Source organism: Streptomyces sp. NPDC052773 (assembly GCF_044547145.1).
GTDB lineage: Bacteria > Actinomycetota > Actinomycetes > Streptomycetales > Streptomycetaceae > Streptomyces.
In genome coordinates, this window is the sequence record NZ_JBITZX010000014.1 from 128,557 (window position 1) to 146,501 (window position 17,945).

The 17,945-nt window shown below is 73.0% G+C and carries 14 protein-coding genes; 8 read left to right on the forward strand and 6 right to left on the reverse strand.

What is annotated here, in order from left to right; genetic code table 11:
* Positions 1-223 precede the first annotated feature (223 nt).
* Positions 224-1,015 (reverse strand): thioesterase II family protein, encoded by a 792-nt coding sequence (locus ACIG0D_RS27635; RefSeq protein ID WP_399806016.1) that lies wholly within the window; start codon positions 1,013-1,015, stop codon positions 224-226.
* Positions 1,012-1,455: a type II 3-dehydroquinate dehydratase gene (locus ACIG0D_RS27640; RefSeq protein ID WP_365765379.1), complete on the reverse strand. Its 444-nt coding sequence runs from the start codon at positions 1,453-1,455 to the stop codon at positions 1,012-1,014. The genes ACIG0D_RS27635 and ACIG0D_RS27640 overlap by 4 nt, the downstream gene beginning before the upstream one ends.
* A gap of 198 nt (positions 1,456-1,653) precedes the next feature.
* On the opposite strand from ACIG0D_RS27640, the gene ACIG0D_RS27645 reads away from it, so the two are divergent.
* The 5 genes from ACIG0D_RS27645 (at position 1,654) to ACIG0D_RS27665 (ending at position 8,597) form a co-directional block, all read left to right on the forward strand.
* On the forward strand, positions 1,654-2,820 hold the full coding sequence (locus tag ACIG0D_RS27645) for a DegT/DnrJ/EryC1/StrS family aminotransferase (RefSeq protein ID WP_399806019.1): 1,167 nt from the start codon (positions 1,654-1,656) through the stop codon (positions 2,818-2,820).
* A complete protein-coding gene (locus tag ACIG0D_RS27650; RefSeq protein WP_399806021.1) occupies positions 2,817-3,917 on the forward strand; it encodes a Gfo/Idh/MocA family protein in 1,101 nt (366 codons plus the stop codon). Before ACIG0D_RS27645 ends, ACIG0D_RS27650 begins: the two co-directional genes overlap by 4 nt.
* A gap of 44 nt (positions 3,918-3,961) precedes the next feature.
* Positions 3,962-4,675, forward strand: a complete 714-nt coding sequence (locus tag ACIG0D_RS27655) for an HAD-IA family hydrolase (RefSeq protein ID WP_399806023.1) — start codon at positions 3,962-3,964, stop codon at positions 4,673-4,675.
* A 255-nt stretch (positions 4,676-4,930) separates the two neighbouring features.
* Positions 4,931-7,672 (forward strand): AAA family ATPase, encoded by a 2,742-nt coding sequence (locus ACIG0D_RS27660; RefSeq protein WP_399806025.1) that lies wholly within the window; start codon positions 4,931-4,933, stop codon positions 7,670-7,672.
* Between the two features lie 154 nt (positions 7,673-7,826).
* Positions 7,827-8,597, forward strand: coding sequence for an arylamine N-acetyltransferase (locus ACIG0D_RS27665; protein WP_399806027.1), 771 nt, complete (start codon positions 7,827-7,829; stop codon positions 8,595-8,597).
* A gap of 704 nt (positions 8,598-9,301) precedes the next feature.
* Here the strand turns inward: ACIG0D_RS27665 and ACIG0D_RS27670 are convergent.
* A complete protein-coding gene (locus ACIG0D_RS27670; protein ID WP_399806029.1) occupies positions 9,302-10,780 on the reverse strand; it encodes an MFS transporter in 1,479 nt (492 codons plus the stop codon).
* Positions 10,781-10,897: 117 nt separating this feature from the next.
* Here ACIG0D_RS27670 and ACIG0D_RS27675 point away from each other — a divergent pair, with 117 nt between their 5' ends.
* The gene (locus ACIG0D_RS27675; protein WP_399806031.1) at positions 10,898-11,341 is read left to right on the forward strand and encodes a winged helix-turn-helix transcriptional regulator; all 444 of its coding nucleotides are present in this window, start codon (positions 10,898-10,900) and stop codon (positions 11,339-11,341) included.
* A gap of 28 nt (positions 11,342-11,369) precedes the next feature.
* Here the strand turns inward: ACIG0D_RS27675 and ACIG0D_RS27680 are convergent, their stop codons facing one another.
* From ACIG0D_RS27680 to ACIG0D_RS27690, 3 genes are all read right to left on the reverse strand, one after another.
* Positions 11,370-13,007, reverse strand: a complete 1,638-nt coding sequence (locus tag ACIG0D_RS27680) for an FAD-dependent oxidoreductase (protein ID WP_399806033.1) — start codon at positions 13,005-13,007, stop codon at positions 11,370-11,372.
* Positions 13,008-13,041: 34 nt separating this feature from the next.
* Positions 13,042-14,580 carry an FAD-binding oxidoreductase gene (locus tag ACIG0D_RS27685; RefSeq protein ID WP_399806036.1) on the reverse strand — a complete coding sequence of 513 codons (1,539 nt, stop codon included), beginning with the start codon at positions 14,578-14,580 and terminating at the stop codon, positions 13,042-13,044.
* 214 nt (positions 14,581-14,794) lie between these two features.
* Positions 14,795-15,712 (reverse strand): ROK family protein, encoded by a 918-nt coding sequence (locus ACIG0D_RS27690; RefSeq protein WP_399806038.1) that lies wholly within the window; start codon positions 15,710-15,712, stop codon positions 14,795-14,797.
* Positions 15,713-15,953: 241 nt separating this feature from the next.
* On the opposite strand from ACIG0D_RS27690, the gene ACIG0D_RS27695 reads away from it, so the two are divergent.
* A complete protein-coding gene (locus ACIG0D_RS27695) occupies positions 15,954-16,775 on the forward strand; it encodes a lantibiotic dehydratase C-terminal domain-containing protein (RefSeq protein WP_399806040.1) in 822 nt (273 codons plus the stop codon).
* 116 nt (positions 16,776-16,891) lie between these two features.
* Positions 16,892-17,938: a 3-dehydroquinate synthase family protein gene (locus ACIG0D_RS27700; RefSeq protein ID WP_399806043.1), complete on the forward strand. Its 1,047-nt coding sequence runs from the start codon at positions 16,892-16,894 to the stop codon at positions 17,936-17,938.
* Positions 17,939-17,945 lie beyond the last annotated feature (7 nt).

The following is a 17,945-nucleotide window of genomic DNA, read 5'->3' on the forward strand; positions in this document are numbered from 1 at the left end:
TGACTCGCACTCATCGCCTGCACCAGCCAATTCTTACGCCAAGTCACCCGTTCGGCCCAACAGCGACACGGTGCGCGACAGAGAGTGGGGGCGACTTCGGCGCGCCGTTCGTGCGGCATCCCCGCACACGGAGAGCGGGGCGGACCCGGTGTCGTGCCCGGTCCGCCCCGCTCGGTGGCCCGCGGGGGTGCTCCGTCTCACCCTCGGCCCGCGGGGCCGGCTCTCAGTCCCGTCGGCCGGTGGCCGCGCGGATGAGGTCGAGGACCTCGGGGATGTGCTCGGTGAGGTAGAAGTGGCCGCCCGTGAAGGTGTGCCGGGTGAAGGCGGCGCTGGTGTGGGCGGCCCAGGCGGCGGCCTCCTCGGGGGTGACCTGGGGGTCGGTGTCCCCGGTGAGGACGGTGACGGGGGTCCGCAGCGGGGGGCGCGGCGGGTGGCGGTAGGTCTCGATCGCCTCGTAGTCGCTGCGGATGGCCGGGAGGATCATCGCGCGCAGTTCGGGGTCCTCGAGGAAGGCCCGCTCGACGCCGCCCAGCAGCCGCAGTTCCTCGACCACACCCACGTCGGGGCGGCGGTGGACGGACTCGTCGCGGTAGCGCGAGGGGGCGCGCCGCGCGGAGGCGATCAGTGCCCGGGGCGGGGTGCCGGCGGCCTCCAGCCGGGCGGTGACCTCGTAGCCGAGCAGAGCGCCCATGCTGTGCCCGAACAGGACGAGCGGGCGGTCGGTCCAGGGTGCCAGCACCTCGGCGACCAGGTCGGCCAGGCGGTCGAGCCGGGTGATGCCGGGTTCGTGACGGCGGTCCTGGCGGCCGGGGTACTGGATCGCCAGGACGTCGACGCCGGGGGCCAGCGCGCGGGCGACCGGGTGGTAGAACGCCGCCGAGCCGCCGGCGTGCGGCAGGCAGACCAGTCGTACCGGCGCCTCGGGGGCCGGGACGAAGCGGCGGATCCAGGCCTCGGGATCCGCCGGGGGGCCGCCCGCGGACGGGCGGCCCTCGGTGAGCGCGGTGCCGGTCATCGGACGCCGGCCGGGGTCTTCGCCATCAGCGCGCGGGCGGCCAGCCGGTAGCCGTCGGCGCCGAGTCCGGCGATGAGGCCGGACGCGATCGGGGCGATCACGGATTCGTGCCGGAAGGATTCCCGCGCCCAGATATTCGAAATGTGGACCTCGATCCACGGCCGCGGGTAATTCGCCAGCGCGTCGCGCAGACTCCAGCCCGCGATCATCAGGGCGCCGGGATTCACAATGGCCCCGACCGTGTCATAGCTTTCCTGAATGGCTCGTACCAGCTCTCCTTCCACGTCATGCTGCACCTGCTTGACTTTCCAGCCTCGCTCCGCGATCTCATCGGCGATCGAATCGGCGATGTCGGCCAGGGTCTCGGTGCCGTAGATCTCGGGCTCACGATGCCCGAGTATGCCCAGGTTCGGACCGTTCAACAGCAGCAGTTCGCTCATCTCGCCTCCAAGGTGACTCCACCAAGAAAAAGGCTATTGCACGCTTCCCGTGCCGGTAATTGAGAGGGCTTCAGCAGGTGCATTCGCAGGGTGCGTTAGGGGTTCCGGTAGGGGGATGACTGGTGCTGCTTTCAGGCCCTACATTCGCTTTCGACAGCGGGTACGGACCCAGCAGGACCACAAGGAGCGGAAAACAAAATGACCCAGGATTCCCGGCCCAAGCCGAACTTCCCCGTGTGGCCCCAGTACGGGGACGAGGAACGCGTCGGTCTCATCCGCGCCCTGGAGCAGGGCCAGTGGTGGCGCATGGGCGGCAGCGAGGTCGACACCTTCGAGGAGGAGTTCGGCGCCTACCACGGCACCCCGCACGCCCTGGCCGTCACCAACGGCACGCACGCCCTGGAGCTGGCCCTCCAGGTGCTGGGCGTGGGCCCGGGCACCGAGGTCATCGTGCCCGCGTTCACCTTCATCTCCTCGTCGCAGGCCGCCCAGCGGCTCGGCGCCGTGGCCGTGCCCGTCGACATCGACCCGGGCACCTTCAACATCGACCCGACCGCCGCCGCGAACGCCATCACCCCGCGCACCGCCGCGATCATGCCGGTCCACATGGCCGGCCAGATCTGCGACATGGACGCCCTCGCCAAGCTCTCCGCGGACAGCGGCGTGCCGCTGATCCAGGACGCCGCGCACGCGCACGGCGCCGAGTGGGACGGCAGGAAGGTCGGCGAGCTGGGCGCGGTCGCCGCGTTCAGCTTCCAGAACGGCAAGCTGATGACGGCCGGCGAAGGCGGTCTGGTCACCTTCGAGGACGCCGAGCAGCGCGAGACCGCGTTCCTGCGGCACAGCTGCGGCCGGCCCAGCACGGACCGGCTGTACTACCACAAGACCTCCGGCTCCAACTTCCGGATGAACGAGTTCTCGGCGAGCGTGCTGCGCGCCCAGCTGGCCCGGCTCGGCGGCCAGATCGACACCCGGGAGCGCAACTGGCCGGTGCTGTCGCGGCTGCTGGGCGAGATCGACGGCGTACAGCCGCAGGTCATCGACGAGCGCGTCACCCGCAACCCGCACTACATGGCGATGTTCCGGATGCCGGGCATGAGCGCCGAGCGCCGCAACGAGCTGGTCGACGCCCTGATCGAGCGCGGGCTGCCGGCCTTCGCCGCCTTCCGCGCGATCTACCGCTCCGACGGCTTCTGGGAGTACGCCGCGCCCGAGGAGTCGCTGGAGTCGATCGCCGCCCGCTGCCCCAACACCGAGGCGGTGTACGCGGACACGATCTGGCTGCACCACCGGACCCTGCTCGCCGAGGAGGAGCAGATGCACGTGATCGCGGACATCGTCGCCGACACCCTGGCCACGCTGTGACGCCCCCCGTCCGCGTGGCCGTGGTGGGGCTCGGCTGGGCGGGCCGGGAGATCTGGCTGTCCCGGCTGGCCCGCCACCCCCGCTACCGGGTGACCGCCGTGGTGGACCCCGCCCCCACGGCCCAGGAGGCAGCGGCGGCGGCCGGACCCCGGGTGCGGGTCCTCGCCGACGTCGGTGACCTCACCGCGGAGATCGCCGACCTCGCCGTGGTCGCCGTACCCAACCATCTGCACACCCCCGTCGCGGCGGGACTGCTGCGCCGGGGCGTGAACGTCTTCCTGGAGAAGCCGGTCTGCCTCAGCTCGGCCGAGGCCGAGGAGCTGGCGGCGGCCGAACGCGAGGGCGGGGCGGTGCTGCTGGCGGGCAGCGCGGCCCGGCACCGCGCGGACGTGGCGGCGCTGGCCGCCGCGGTGGACCGCGAGGTGGGCGAGGTGCGGCACGTCGAGGTCGCCTGGGTCCGGGCCAAGGGCGTCCCGGACACCGGCGGCTGGTTCACCCGCAGCAGCCTGGCCGGCGGCGGCGCCCTGGTCGACCTCGGCTGGCATCTGCTGGACACGGTCGGCACCCTGCTCGGCCCCGTCGGCTACGACGAGGCCCTCGGCACCGTCTCCGGCGACTTCATCAACGCGGCCTCGCACGGCACCTCCTGGCGCGGGCGCGAGCCGGCCGGGGAGGGCGGCGGGGACGTCGAGGACACCGCGCGCGGCTTCCTCGTCACCCCGGGCGGCGTCTCCGTGGCGCTGCGCGCCAGCTGGGCCTCGCACGAGGCGCTGGACACCACCACGATCCGGGTCGAGGGCAGCGCGGGCGCGGTGTCGCTGCGGTGCACCTTCGGCTTCAGCCCCAACCGGGCGGGCGGCTCCGAGCTGCTGCTGACCCGGGCGGGCACGACCGAGCCGGTGCCGTTCGACGAGGAGCCCATCGGCGCGGAGTACGACCGTCAGCTCGACGGCCTGCCGGACCTGCTCGCCGATCCCGCGCAGCGGGGACGGGCCGTCGCTGACGCGGCGCGCACCATCGCCGTCATCGAACGCCTCTACGGCTCCGCCCGCCGGGCCCGGTCCGCCCCCGCGCGGCCGGTCGCGGCGGCGGTCTGACACCGCAGCCCGAGCTGCCTGCGCACACCTTCAGGGAGATCCCCGTGAACACTGGTACCGCCTTGTCCTCCGGAACCGTCACCGGCACATCCACCGGCCCGTTCCAGCAGCCCAAGAGCGTGGTCGTCTTCGATCTCGACGGAGTGATCGTCGACAGTTTCCCCGTGATGCGGGAGGCGTTCACCATCGCCTACGCGGAAGTCGTCGGGGACGGGCAGGCGCCGTTCGACGAGTACGAGCGCCATCTGGGCCGATATTTCCCGGACATCATGAGGATCATGGGGCTGCCGCTGGAGATGGAGCAGCCGTTCGTCCGGGAGAGCTACCGGCTCGCCGACCGGGTGCCGATGTTCGACGGCGTGACCGGGATGCTCGAGGAGCTGCGGCAGCGCGGCTTCCGTACCGCGATCGCCACCGGCAAGGCCGGCGACCGGGCCCGGCACCTGCTCGACAAGCTCGGTGTCATCCACCACTTCGACCACGTCATCGGCTCCGACGAGGTGGCCCGCGCCAAGCCGGCTCCCGACATCGTGCTGCACGCCCTGGACCTGCTCGGCGCGCGGGCGGAGGACGCGCTGATGGTGGGTGACGCGGTCACCGACATCCAGGCGGCGCGCGGTGCGGGGGTCGACGCGGTGGCAGCGCTGTGGGGTGAGTGCGACACGGTCGAGCTGCTGGGCGCGGCGCCGGACGCGACCCTGTTCCGGCCCGCGGACCTGCTGGCCCTGTGCCCGACGGTGGCGGAGGTGGTCGGCTGAACCCGGCACGGATCGAGCGCACTTCGCGGCGGGCCAGGGCGCCCGGCCGGTGACTCCCCCTTCACCGGCCGGGCGCCCCTCGCGCGCCCGCGCGCCCCTCGTTTTCACGCCATCCCGCATGGTCCGGACCACCCTCTTCGAGCGTGCGTTCATGGGCTTTTGCGTTCGAGTGGATGGGCGATTCCCGGCCGATGGCACACCCCTGCGGATAGTGGATCGCGCCGCGAAGCGGCAACCACCAATGGGGGATCAGGCATGCTTGTCGAACGTGAGGAACATCTGGAACGGCTGCTCCGCGTCCAGGAAGCCGCGCTCGCCGGAAGAGGGCGGATGGTCCTGGTCGACGGTCCGTCCGCCACCGGGAAGACCGAACTGCTGCACGCCGTCGCGGACCGCGCGGAGGCCGCCGGGTTCCGGCTGCTGCACGCGATCTGCGCCCGGCCCGAACGCACCCACGCCCTCGGCGTGATGCACCAGCTGTGCCGCTACGCCGGGATCCCCGGCTACGGCACCCCTGGCGGTCCCGGCCCCGACGCGCAGTCCGCCGACGATCTGTGCGCCGCCCTGCTGGAACGTTCCGCCGAAGTGCCTCTGCTCATCGCCGTCGACGACGTCCAGCACGCCGACGAACCGTCTCTGCGCCTCCTGCTCCACCTCTCCCGCCGGCTGCGCTCGGCGCGGATCGTCATCCTGCTCACCGACAACACCGACGTCCCGTCCGCCAGCCTGCCGCTCCGCGCCGAGCTGCTGCGCGAGACCGGGCTGACCCGGCTGCGCGTCGGCCCGCTCGGCGAGGCCGGGATCACCGCCTTCCTCACCCCGCGCCTCGGACCGGAGACCGCGCGGCGCCTCACCCCGTACTTCCACACCGCCACCGGCGGCAACCCACTGCTGCTCGGCGCCCTCGCCGACGACTGGGAGGGATCCGACGGCGACGAGAGCGCCGGCCACTCCTACAGCCTGGCGCTGCTGAGCTGCCTGCACCGCGGCGACGAGGGCGCTCTGGCGCTGGCCCGCGCCCTGGCCGTACTGGACGCCGAGGCCGACGACGCCACCATCGCCGCGCTCGCCGGGGTGCCCGTCGAGGCGACCGCGCGCGCCATGACCGCCTGCGGGCTGCTCTGCGAGGAGGGCCGCTTCCGCCACCCGGCGGTGCGCCAGGCGGTCCTCGACGACCTCGCCCCGCGCGAACTGTCCGCCCTGCACCGGCGGGCCGCCCGGCTGCTCTACGACTCCGGGGCGCAGCCCGGCCGGGTGGCCCGGCATCTGCTTCAGGCGGGCCGCGCGGACGAACCCTGGGCCGTACGGGTCCTGGTGGAGGCCGCCGACCACGAGCTGCTGGCCGACCGGCCCGCCGCGGCCGCCGCCTGCCTGGAACTCGCCCAGCGCTCCAGCGGCGACCTCGCCGAGCGGGCCGAGATCCTGGCCCGGCTCGCCCACACCGAGTTCCAGTCCGACCCGGCCGCCGCCGCCCGGCATCTGCCGCAGCTGATCGCAGCGGACCGGGCCGGACGACTGCGGTTCCCCGAATCGGCGCTGCTGGTACGGCAGTTGCTGTGGCACGGGCGGACCGAGGAGGCCGTGGACGCGCTGGAGCGCATCCGCAGCGGCCCGGCCGGCCGCGCCGACGCCTCCGGCGAGGTGGCCGACCTGGAGCAGTGGCTGTCCTGGGCGCACCCGCCGCTGGCCCGCCCCGCACGCCCCGCCGTTCCCGGACCGCGCCGTTCCGGTGCCGGGCGGATGGGCGAGGGCGCGGTGGTGGCGATGCTGCGCAGCGAACCGTGGCTGGGGCGGGCCGCCGCACTCGCCGGACAGCTGGTGCGCGACCACCCCGAGGCGGTCGAGCGGGCCGAACAGGGCCTGTGGGACCTGCGGCTGAGCCGGTCCGCGTACTGGTCCGAGGAGGCCGCCGTCCTCGCGCTGCTCACGCTGCTGCACGGCGACCGCGCCGACAGTGCCGCCGAGTGGTGCGAGCGGCTCGCGCTGGACGCCGCCGAGCGCGCCACTCCGGCCTGGCAGGCCGTCTTCCTCGCGGTGCGCGCCGAGGTCGCGGTCCGCCAGGGCGACCTCACCACGGCGGTCGAGCGGGCCCGTGCGGCGCTGGCACTGCTGCCCGCGAAGGCGTGGGGGGTGGCCATCGGGCTGCCGCTGTCCAGCCTGATCGTGGCCACCACCCGCATGGGCCGCTACGACGAGGCGCTGCGCCATCTGTCGCAGGCGGTGCCGACGGCGATGTACGAGAGCTGGTACGGGCTGCCGTTCCTCCAGGCGCGCGGCGTGCACCATCTGGCCACCAACCACCACCGTGCCGCCCTCGGCGACTTCCTGTCCTGCGGGGAGCTTCAGCGCAAGTGGGGCATCCAGGCGCTGGGGCCGGTGCCGTGGCGGGCCGGGGCCGCCGAGGCGTGCATCCGGCTGGGCAACACCGACCGGGCCAAGCAGCTCATCCACGAGCAGCTGACCCGGCCCGGCGCGAGCGGCGGCCGTACCCGTGGCATCGCGCTGCGGCTGTACGCCGCGACCTGCCCGCCCGGGCGGGGGCTCCAGCTGCTGGCCGAGGCGCTGGAGCTGCTGGAGTCGGCCGGGGACCGGTTCGAACAGGCGCGGGTGCTGGCCGACATGAGCCGGCTGTACAACGCGCTGGGCGAGCAGCGCCGGGCGCGGATGCTGTTCCGGCAGAGCCTGCACGTCGCCAAGGCGTGCGAGGCGCAGCCGCTCACCCAGGAGCTGCTGGCCGGGGCGGAGGGCTCCGCGCCGGTCGGTGCCGAGCCGATGCCGGACCACCACCGCACCCGCATCGACGAGCTGACCGGCTCGGAGATGCGGGTCGCCTCGCTCGCGGTCATGGGTTACACCAACCGGGAGATCGCGGCGAAGCTCTTCGTCACGCCGAGCACGGTGGAACAGCATCTGACCCGCGTCTACCGGAAGTTGAAGATCCAGCGACGTCAGGACCTGCCGTCGGATCTGTGGCCGAACGCCTCGAAGGCGGGCTGACCCGGCCCGCTCCCCCTCCCGCTCCACCACCCGCACCTCCACCACCCGCACCTCCACCTCCACCACCCGCACCTCCACCCGCACCCCACCTCCACCTCCCTCTCCACCATCACCTCCACCACTGATCGACAAGGCCGAGCCAAGGAGGCCCACCATGTTCGACGTCGACGCCTATCTGAAGAAACTGGGTTACGACGGTCCGCTGGAACCCACTCCGGAGCTGCTGCGGACGCTGCACAAGCTGCACCTGATGCGGGTGCCGTTCGACAACGCGCTCAACTCCGAGCGGGGGCTGGACATCTGGGAGTACGTCGACATCGACGTCGACGCGACGTTCGCCGCGGTCATCACCGGGGGCCGGGGCGGGGTCTGCCACGAGATCAGCGGACTGTTCCGCACGCTGCTGGGCCGGCTCGGCTTCGACGTGGCCATCATGTCGGCCGGGGTGCGGATGGCGAACGGGGACTTCGGCCCCGAGCTGGAGCACATGTTCCACGTCGTGCGGTTCGGCGAGGAGCGGTGGCTGGTGGACGTCGGGTTCGCCGGTCCGTCGTTCATCGAGCCGCTGCGGCTGGCCGAAGGGGTGCAGGAGCAGTACGGCTGCGGGTACCGCCTCGACCGGGACGGCGACTGGTGGGTCCTCGGCCGCCGCCCCGCGGAGGGCGCCTGGGAGGTCATCTACCGCTTCCACGACGTCACCCGCGACCTCTCCGAGTGGCGCGGCGAGCCCAGCCTGCGCGCGTACGCCCGCGAGCTGAACTCCGCGGTCACCCTCATCAAGGGCCGCGCCCTGGAGAACGGCCAGCTGACCCTGATCGGCAAGCGCATGATCAAGGTGGTCGACGGCAAGCAGGAGATCCGCGTCCTGGTGAAGCCGGCGGACTACGAGAACGCGGTCCAGACGATCCTGGTGCCCGAGGGCTGATCCCCCTCCCCCTACGACGGTGCCCCACCCGGTCCGACCGGGTGGGGCACCGTCGCATGCGGGCGCCGGCGAAGGCCTCCGCCGGCACGTCGTCGTACGGCAGGGGGCGGCAGCCGGCAGGGGCGGCCCCTGCGGGCCCGCCGCGCCCTGTCCGCCGCTCGGGCGCGGGGCGCCGCCGGTGCCGGTGCCCGAGTCGGTGCTGCGTGCGGTGCCCGAGTCGGTGCTGCGTGCGGTGTCCGTGCCGATGCCGGTGCCACGTGCGGTGCCCATGCTGGAGCTGGTGCCGCGAGCAGGGCCGTGGCGGGTGCCGCGAGAGGCCCGTGCCGCAGCTTCGGCGCCGGTGCCGGTGCCGGTGCCGGTGCCGCGGGCACGGCTGGTGTCAGGCGCCGCGTGCGGTCCTGCGCCGGTGCGGCGGCCGGTGCCCGCGGGCGTTGCCCGGGCCGCCGTCGGTTACCTGTGCCGGTGCCCTGGGGCGCCAGGCGCCCGGCGGGCCCGGGGCAGCCGGGGGCCCGCTCGGGGGGCTACGACACCGGTCCCCATCGACGCCCTACCGCGTCCTCCCCCCCTCGCCGCCGTACCGCGGCAACCGTCCCCGTACACGCGGAGGGCCCCTCCGGGGAGGGGCCCTCGATGCTTTGCCAGGTGGGAAAAGGGCCCGCCACCGACGACGGGGGAGGCGTCGGTGGCGGGCTGTTCGGGGTGGGTTACGCGGAGTGGGCGGTTTCGCGCTCCGGGGTCGCCTCGGTGACGGCGTCCGGGGCGGCCTGCTCCGCGGCCTTCTGGGACTTGATGCGGAAGGCCAGGAAGGCACCGGCGATGGCGGCGATACCGCCGACCAGGGCGGACAGCTGGAGGCCGTCGACCACGTCGCCGATCGGGTTGGAGGCGCCCTCGCTCAGGTCCAGGCCGGCGTTGGCGACCGCGATGAGCAGGGCCATGCCGACCGCGCCGCCGATCTGGGCCGAGGTCTGGGTGAGGCCGGAGGCGACACCCTGCTCGTCCGGCGCGGCGTCCGAACCGGCGGCCATGAACATCGCCGGGTAGATCATGCCGGCGAACAGACCCCACAGCAGGACACCGGGGAGCAGCGGCCAGAAGCTGGCGTTGGTGGACATCGTCAGCGACAGGACGATCATCGAGGCGCCGACACCGATCAGGCCGGAGAACAGCGCCCCGCGGACGCCCCAGCGCTTGACGACGGCCGGCAGCAGCTTGCTGGAGCCGAGCATGGCGACCGCGCTCATCGGCAGGAAGGCGAGGCCGGCCTCCAGCGGGCTGTAGCCGAGGACGTCCTGGAGCTGGATGAAGAACAGGTAGTGCAGGGTGTTGATGGCGCCCTGGAAGACGAAGATGATCAGGATCGCGGTGAGCAGACCGCGGTAGCCGAACAGGCGCGGCGGGGCCAGCGGGTCGTTGGTCTTGGCCTCGATGACGAAGAACGCGGCACCGAGGACCAGGCCGAGCGCGATCGTGGTCAGGGTCTGGGTGGAGCCCCAGCCCGCCTCCGGGCCGTTGATCAGGCCGAAGACCAGCAGGGTCGACGCGGCGGTGGCGAGCAGCGCGCCGGGGATGTCGAACTTGCGGGAGTCACCGCTGATGGCGTCGGGCGCCAGCCAGGCGTAGCAGCCGACGACGGCGAGCACGCACAGCGGCACGTTGACGAAGAACACCCAGGCCCAGCCCAGGTAGTTGGTGAGCAGACCACCGACGAGGGAGCCGATGATGGCGCCGGACGCGCCGGCCGTGCCCCAGACCGCGTACGCCTTGTTGCGGACCGGGCCCTCCTCGAAGCTGGTGTTGATCAGCGAGAGGGTGGCCGGGAAGAGCAGGGCGCCGCCGAGGCCCTGGACGACGCGCGCGGCGACGAGCAGGCCCGGGTCGGTGGCGAGACCGCCGGCGATCGAGGCGACCCCGTACAGGCCGAGGGAGAGGATCAGCATCCGGCGGGCGCCGAGCCGGTCGACCGCCCGGCCGCCGAGCAGCAGGGCGCCGCCGAGGCCGACGGAGTAGGCGCTGACGACCCACTGCAGGGACTGCGCGGAGAAGCCGACCTCGCGGCCGATCTCGGGCAGCGCCACGTACACGATGTTGTAGTCGATGGAGAAGATGAGCATGCAGAACGCCAGCAGCGCCATCTTCGGCCCCGGCCGTCCTCCGGGCCGGGCGAGAGCTTCGGCAGACATATGCCGTTTTCCTTTCTGAGGGGGGTTTATCTAGGTCCCTGTTCGTGAGCCCGGGTTACGGCTTGTTACTGGACTCATCATCTGTAACGATGGCTGACCAGGGAAGGAGGCACTTTCATGTCCCAACGGAACAGCGGTGTAACCGTCGAGGTCAGCCCGGACGTGGAGCTCGAAAATGTCGGGGAGCCGTGTGCCGTGCGCGAGGTGCTGGACCGCATCAGCGGCAAGTGGAGCATCCAGATCATCCTCGCGGCGGCCGAGAAGCCGGTCCGCTTCACCGAGCTCGAACGTTCCATCCCGGGCATCAGCCGCCGGATGCTCACCCTGACGCTGCGCAGCCTGGAACGCGACGGCCTGCTGGTGCGTACCGTCTACCCCACCGTGCCGGCGAAGGTCGTCTACAGCGTGACCGACAGCGCCCGTGAACTGCATGACGCCTTCCTCACGTTGATGGACTGGGCGGAACGCAACCGCGCCGCGATCAGCGCCTCCCGCGCCGCATACGACGCGGCGCAGGTGGCGGAGCAGGACCAGGGAGAGCCGGCGGGCGGTCCGGCGTGAGCCGGTGGCCGCCCGCGTCCGGCGGCTGTCAGCCCGCATCACCCGGAGCCCGGGAGGGCACCGCGCGCAGCAGGGTCGGGTCGTCGGCGTCCGGGGTGGCGGTGAAACCGGCCGCGCCGATGGCCTCGGCGTAGCGGTCGAGCTCCCCGGCCGCGATCAGGTCACCGTCGAGGCAGGCGACCAGGATCGGCTCGCCGCCCTCGACGGCGAAGCCGGTCTGCCGGTCGCTGAACTCACGGCAGCCCGCCGCGCGCAGTGCGGCGCGTATCGTCTCGGCGTCGCGGTCGTACGCCGTCCACAGCGGGCGGCCGTGGGCGCCGTACCCGAACTCCGGCTCGGTGCCCTCGGGGGCGTGCCGGGCGGCGCGGACCGCCTCGGCGATCACCGACGGCGCCCACAGGGCCATCGGCGGCTCCAGCAGGTGCTGCACCGCGAGGACGAGCTTTCTGACCTCGCCGGAGACCTGCGCGGCCAGCTGCACCTGGATGGAGTAGCGGCCGAACAGCTCGGCGGCGGAGGGCCGTCGGCCGGCCGTCTCGGGGTAGTCGAAGTCCCCGCCGATGGCGGCCTGCCACGGTACGAACAGCACTCCCGCGGCGGCCTGGTAGAACGCCTTGGACAGTTCGGCCGTGACGCCCTCGTGCTCGTCGAGCAGCTTGCCGAGGGCCAGTGCCTCCTGGGCGGCGCAGGTCATGCCCTGCCCGTAGAGGGGGTTGAAGCTGCAGATGGAGTCGCCGAGGGCGAGGTAGCCGCTCGGGACCGTCTCCAGCTGCTCGAAGTGGCGGCGGCGGTTCGCCGGGTACTGGAAGGCGACCGGCTCGGTGAGCGGTTCCGCCTGGGTGATCAGCTTGGCGATGATCGGGTCCGGGAGGCTCTCCGCGTGCCGGCGGAAGCCGTCCTCGTCGGCGCTCGGGTAGTCGCGGTGCCAGCCGCCGACCGACACCAGCCAGCGGTCGCCCTCGACCAGCAGGGCGGCGCCGATGCGCTTCTCGGCGGGCGGGGTGGGCTGCACGAACGCCGCCTGCACCGGCAGGTCGCCGGGCTTGGCCCGGTAGAGCCGGCTGACGTAGCCGACGTTGACCTTGACCTCCTCCACCTCGGGGGTGGGGAAGCCCAGCGCGGACAGCCAGCGGTCGCTGCGGCTGCCGCGGCCGGTGGAGTCCACCACGAGGTCGGCGGCCAGCCGCTCGTCGCCGTCCAGCAGGACGCCGGTGACCCGGCCGTCGGCGCCGGCGAGCCCGGAGACCGAGGTGCCCGGACGGATCGTCACGTTGGGCAGGGCCTCGACCCGCTGACGCAGCGTGTACTCCAGCAGCGGCCGGGTCATCGACACGAACGGCTGCCCGCTGTGGACCGGCTCCCAGGCGGCGCCCAGCCGGTACAGGTGCAGGTCCTCACCCGAGTCGAAGATCACCGCGCCGCGCTCGGTCAGCTCGTCCATCAGGCCGGGGAACAGCTCCCCCAGGGCCCGCTGGCCGGCCACCAGCAGCACGTGCGAGTGCTGGCCCTGCGGCACCCCGCGGCGCGGCTCGCCCGACTGGGGCAGCTCGTCCCGGTCGACGACCACGACCTGCTGGAACGCGTCGGACAGGGCCTTGGCCGCGGACAGGCCCGCGATGCCGGCGCCGATCACCACCGCGGTGCCGCGCCCGGTCGACTTGCTCATGATGGATTCCCCTCGGTTCCGTCGGATGGGTACGTCACTGCGAGGTGCTGCCGATGCTGCGCGGGTGGCGGAAGAAGTTGGCCGGGTCGTAGCGGCGCTTGACGTCCTTCAGCCGCAGGTAGTTGTCGCCGTAGTACTGGGTGGCCCAGTCCGGCAGGTCGGAGCCGGGGAAGTTGACGTAGGCGCCGGTGCCCAGCGGGTCCAGCAGCGCCGCGCCCTTCGCGACGAGCGCCTCGGCGGCGGCCTCCGCGTCCGGGTTGGTCGGCTGGTCGAGCTGGGTGGTGAAGCCGACGATGAAGTTCGCGGTGCGGTGCGGGAACGCGGTCGCCGTGGGCGAGATCCGGTTGGCGTTGCCGCCGACCGCCATGCAGTGCAGGAAGCGGCGCTGGCCGGCCACCCGGTCGCCGTCCCAGGCGGTGATGATGCGGTTCAGGTCGCTCGCGGAGAACGGCCGGTCGAAGAACCGGTACGCCTCGCGCAGCCAGCCGGTGCGGTGCAGCAGGGCGTCCGGGCCGGTGCCCTCGCGGTGGCACTGGTCCTGGGTGAGGTCACCGCAGCCGTAGGCGGTCTTCATCGCCTCGTGGTAGGGCAGGTCGCTGTGGAAGCGGCTGGTGGGCTGGGCGCCGACCAGGGCGGTCAGCTGGTCCAGCGCGGCGATCGCCTCGGACTCGGGGCCGTGGTAGCCACCCGTGACAATGATCTCCGGGACGGCGCCGGGGGCGGCGTCGGGGAGCATGAAGATCAGGGCGGAGCCGAGGTTCACGGAGCTGGTCAGCTGCCAGGTCTGCCAGGCGGCGAACACCTCCTCGGCCTTGTCCCACGACCAGGTGGTGTTGAAGAACACCATGGTCGGGGCGGCGATCGGGGCGACCTCGAACTCGGTGACGATGCCGAAGTTGCCGCCGCCACCGCCGCGCAGACCCCAGAAGAGGTCGGAGTACTGGTTGGCCGAGGCGCGTACCAGACGGCCGTCGGCGAGGACCAGCTGGACCGAGCGGAGCCGGTCGCTGCCCATGCCGAACTTGCGGGTCTGGTAGCCGATGCCGCCGCCGGAGAGGAAGCCGCCGGGGCACACCGTCGGACAGGTGCCCGCGATGACCTGCTTGCCGTGCGGGGCGAGGGCGTGCAACGCGTCGATGGACTGCAGACCCGGGCCGACCCGGACGGTCGTGGAGCCGACGGTCGCGTGGCGCAGCCGGGAGACGTCGACGACCAGGCCCTCGCCGGTGGACCAGCCCCGGTAGTTGTGGCCGCCGCTGCGGGTGCGCACGGATATGCCGTTCTCGCGGGCGAAGTTGACGCAGGCCTGGACGTCGGCGGGGGTCTCGCAGTAGGCGACGGCCGTCGGGTTGACCGCGTCGAACTCCGCGAACTGGTTCTGCTTGGCGAGGGCGTAGCGGCTGTCTCCGGGGAGGACGAGGTCGCCCTGCAACCGCGAGCCGAGACCACCGAAGTCCGCGGCGCCGGCGGCCGAGGCCTGCGCCGCGGTCACACCGCCGGCGGCGACGGCGGATGCCGTGAGCGCCAGTCCCGCACCGGCTCCGGCCCGGAGAATCGTTCGTCTGGTGTGCACGGCACTCCTAAGGAAGTTCGTTGGGACGCAAGGGATTTCGGAAGGCGGGCCAGGTGGGCGGTTCGCATCCATGGCCTGAGCAGTGACCACTATCCGGGTCCCGGTCCACTCGCCGGGAATCCCGCACCCACTGGGTGTCCGGGGTCGGCCGGGGTGGAGGAAACCGCAGGTCGGACAGGGAATTCTGGGCGAGCGAAGACAAGTTGACGTGCCATCAGGTCGCGGACACGGGGATCGGCAGAGTCCGTGCCAGGTGCAGGGCGCCGTGCAGGGAGGACAGGCCGCCGAGCCGGGCGGGCAGGTGCGGCGGGGCCGGCCGGCCGGGACGGGCGAGCGCCCGCGCGTGCCGTTCGACCAGCGCCGTCACCTCGGGGAAGGCATCACCGAAACCGCCCCCGACCACGACGGCCGAGGGATGCAGCAGCTCCGCGGTGCCGACCACCGCCGCGGCGAGCACCGCGCACGCCTCGTCGACGGCGACCACGGCCCACGACTCCTGCCGCGACCAGGCCTCGCGCAGCTCGCCGGGCTCGACCGGCGCGTCCCGCAGCTCGGCCGCGCGGCGCAGGATCGCCGGCCCGGAGGCCCGGGACTGCACGCAGCCGACCCGGCCGCAGTCGCAGCGTGCGCCGCAGCGGTCGACGACGAGGTGCCCGATCTCGAACGATCCGCGTGCGGACCCGGGGAACAGCTTCCCGCCGACCACCGCTCCCCCGCCGATCCCGGTGCCGATACCGAGGTAGAGGAGGTCGTCGAGGCCCGCCGCCCGCGCCTCGGCGAGCGCCGCGAGATCGCCGTCGTCGGCGCAGGCCACCTCCGTGCCGGGCAGCATCGCCCGAAGTTCCGCGGCGAGGTCGAGGCCCGCCCAGGAGGGCCGGTTGGGCCAGGTGGTGACGCGGCCCGCGGCGTCCAGGGTGGCCGGCATGGCCACGCCCGCCGCGCGCAGCGGCCCGGGCCAGTGGCGCCGTACCTCGGCGAGGGTGCGGGCGAGGGCCGCCATGTCGTCGGCCACGCCGCCGTGGGCGGACCAGCGGAAGGTGGTGCGGTACGGGTCGGCGCCCGCGCCCTCCACCCGGACGGCGACCTTGGTGCCACCGACGTCGATGCCGAGGAAACCCGTGATGCCACTCATGGCGGCGAGTGTCCGGATCGCGACCCATCCGCCGGTAACCCGGCCTCCATCGCCCCTCCAGCACGGACCCCCGGGACCCGTGCTCTCGGGGTGTCACCACCCTGCCCTCCCCCTAACTCCTCCCTATCTTTCCGCGCGGGCGGACCGGCCTGCCCCGTCGCCGGGTTAGGGCCCCGCGCGGACCCTAATCTCAGCCGCAATCCGCCCTTTTCCCCCTGACTCGCGTGAGGTGATTTCCGCGATGAACCGTCAATGGCTCTTCGTCCGGCTCCCCAACCCGATGCGCAGCCGCCCGGAGGAGCACACCGCGCGGGTGCTCTCCACGATGACCGCCGATCTGGTCGCCCATCTGCGCGCCGAGGACCCGGACGCGCTGTGGCGGTTCGGCCGCCCGGGTCCGGTCACCGGCCCCGACCTCGGGTTGTGGTTCCACTCGACCGAGCCGGTGCTGAAGGAGCTGGAGCGCCGGCTGCGTGCCCAGACCTCCGAGCACAACTGGCCGATGATCACGGGTGCGCACCTTCCCGAGACGGCCAAGTACCGCACGCCCCGCACGCTGCGGCTCGCCGACCGGCTGGCCACCGTGTCCAGCACGTTCGCGTTGGAGCTGCTGCGCGGGAACCGGCTGGACGAGGAGCGGCGGCAGTGGCTGGCCGCCGCGCACCTGTGGCGGCTGAGCGCGCTGACCGCCGAGAAGGAGCGGGCCGCGTTCCTCTTTCACTTCTGGCAGTTCGGCACCGACGTGCTCGCCCCGGCGGACCGGGTGGAGCTGGCGGCGCAGGCGGACGCGTGGGCGCTGGCCCCGGTCTGCGGGCGGCTGCCGGGCGGCGAGGGGCTGTGGGACGCCTACGTCACGGAGGTCCGCGATCTGATCGCGGCGGGCCGCGAGGACGGGGTCCCGGTCAACTTCCTCCTTTACGACCACGTTCTGCTCACCCATGACCGGCTGGGGGTCGCCGCCCGTACCGGGGCCCGTGCGGCGCGGGCGGTGCGCACCGCGCTCGCGGCGGGCACGCCGGTCCCGGTGACGCTGGCCGGTGCGACGGCGCTCCAGTCGGCGTGAACCCCGTGGACCCCGCGAACCCCGCGAACCCGACGAAGAACCGTTTCTTCACAGGCGTACCGGACCTCCCCCACGACCTGCTCCACGATCTCCCCCACGACCGAAAGGACTCCTAGATGACTGCTGTCACGACCGCGGACACGCGTTCCGCACACCGGATCGACGTGGCACTGGGCGAGCGTTCCTACCCCGTCCACATCGGTCCGGGCGTACGCCACCTGCTGGCCGGGGTCGTCGCCGAGCTCGGTGCCCGGAAGGTGGCCGTGGTCTCCGCCCGGCCGCGCGACATGCTGCCGGATCCGGGGGTGCCCGCGCTGCACCTCCAGGCGCGGGACGGTGAGGAGGACAAGCGGCTCGCCACCGTCGACCGGATGTGCCGGGCCTTCGCCGAGTACGGGCTGACCCGCGCGGACGCGGTGGTGTCCGTGGGCGGCGGCACCACGACCGACTCCGTGGGGCTGGCCGCGTCGCTGTACCACCGCGGGCTGCCGGTGATCCATCTGCCGACGACGCTGCTGGCCCAGGTGGACGCCAGCGTCGGCGGCAAGACGGCGGTGAACCTGCCGCAGGGCAAGAACCTCGTCGGGCAGTACTGGCAGCCGACGGCGGTGCTCTGCGACACCGACTTCCTGGCCACCCTCCCCGAGCGCGAGTGGCGCAACGGGTACGGGGAGATCGCCCGCGCGCACTTCATCGGCACCGGTGATCTGCGCGGGCTTCCGCTGGTGGAGCAGATCGCGGCGAGCGTGGCGTGCAAGGCGAAGATCGTCGCCGCGGACGAACGGGACGACTCGATCCGGCACATCCTGAACTACGGGCACACCCTCGGGCACGCGCTGGAGCGGGCCACCGACTTCGCGCTGCGGCACGGCGAGGCGGTGGCGATCGGCACCGTGTTCGCCGGGCGGCTGGCCGGGGCGCTGGGGCGGATCGACGAGGCGAAGGTCGCCGAACATCTGGAGGTGGTGCGGTCGTACGGGCTTCCGTACCGGTTGCCGGCCGGTCCGGCGGACGCCGAGCTGCTGGAGCTGATGCGGCTGGACAAGAAGGCGATGACCGGGCTGGCCTTCGTGCTGTCCGGTCCGGACGGGCCCGAACTGGTCGGCGGGATACCGGAGTCGGTGATCCTGGACGTGCTGGCGGGGATGCCCAGGGAGGAGTGAGCACCCG

What these genes read in the sequence shown, in the direction of transcription:
- ACIG0D_RS27670 (WP_399806029.1), bottom strand. Translation starts at nt 10,780, where the DNA reads ATGTCTGCCGAAGCTCTCGCCCGGCCCGGAGGACGGCCGGGGCCGAAG.
- ACIG0D_RS27635 (WP_399806016.1), bottom strand. Translation starts at nt 1,015, where the DNA reads ATGACCGGCACCGCGCTCACCGAGGGCCGCCCGTCCGCGGGCGGCCCC.
- ACIG0D_RS27645 (WP_399806019.1), top strand. Translation starts at nt 1,654, where the DNA reads ATGACCCAGGATTCCCGGCCCAAGCCGAACTTCCCCGTGTGGCCCCAG.
- ACIG0D_RS27695 (WP_399806040.1), top strand. Translation starts at nt 15,954, where the DNA reads ATGAACCGTCAATGGCTCTTCGTCCGGCTCCCCAACCCGATGCGCAGC.
- ACIG0D_RS27640 (WP_365765379.1), bottom strand. Translation starts at nt 1,455, where the DNA reads ATGAGCGAACTGCTGCTGTTGAACGGTCCGAACCTGGGCATACTCGGG.
- ACIG0D_RS27700 (WP_399806043.1), top strand. Translation starts at nt 16,892, where the DNA reads ATGACTGCTGTCACGACCGCGGACACGCGTTCCGCACACCGGATCGAC.
- ACIG0D_RS27680 (WP_399806033.1), bottom strand. Translation starts at nt 13,007, where the DNA reads ATGAGCAAGTCGACCGGGCGCGGCACCGCGGTGGTGATCGGCGCCGGC.
- ACIG0D_RS27660 (WP_399806025.1), top strand. Translation starts at nt 4,931, where the DNA reads ATGCTTGTCGAACGTGAGGAACATCTGGAACGGCTGCTCCGCGTCCAG.
- ACIG0D_RS27665 (WP_399806027.1), top strand. Translation starts at nt 7,827, where the DNA reads ATGTTCGACGTCGACGCCTATCTGAAGAAACTGGGTTACGACGGTCCG.
- ACIG0D_RS27690 (WP_399806038.1), bottom strand. Translation starts at nt 15,712, where the DNA reads ATGAGTGGCATCACGGGTTTCCTCGGCATCGACGTCGGTGGCACCAAG.
- ACIG0D_RS27675 (WP_399806031.1), top strand. Translation starts at nt 10,898, where the DNA reads ATGTCCCAACGGAACAGCGGTGTAACCGTCGAGGTCAGCCCGGACGTG.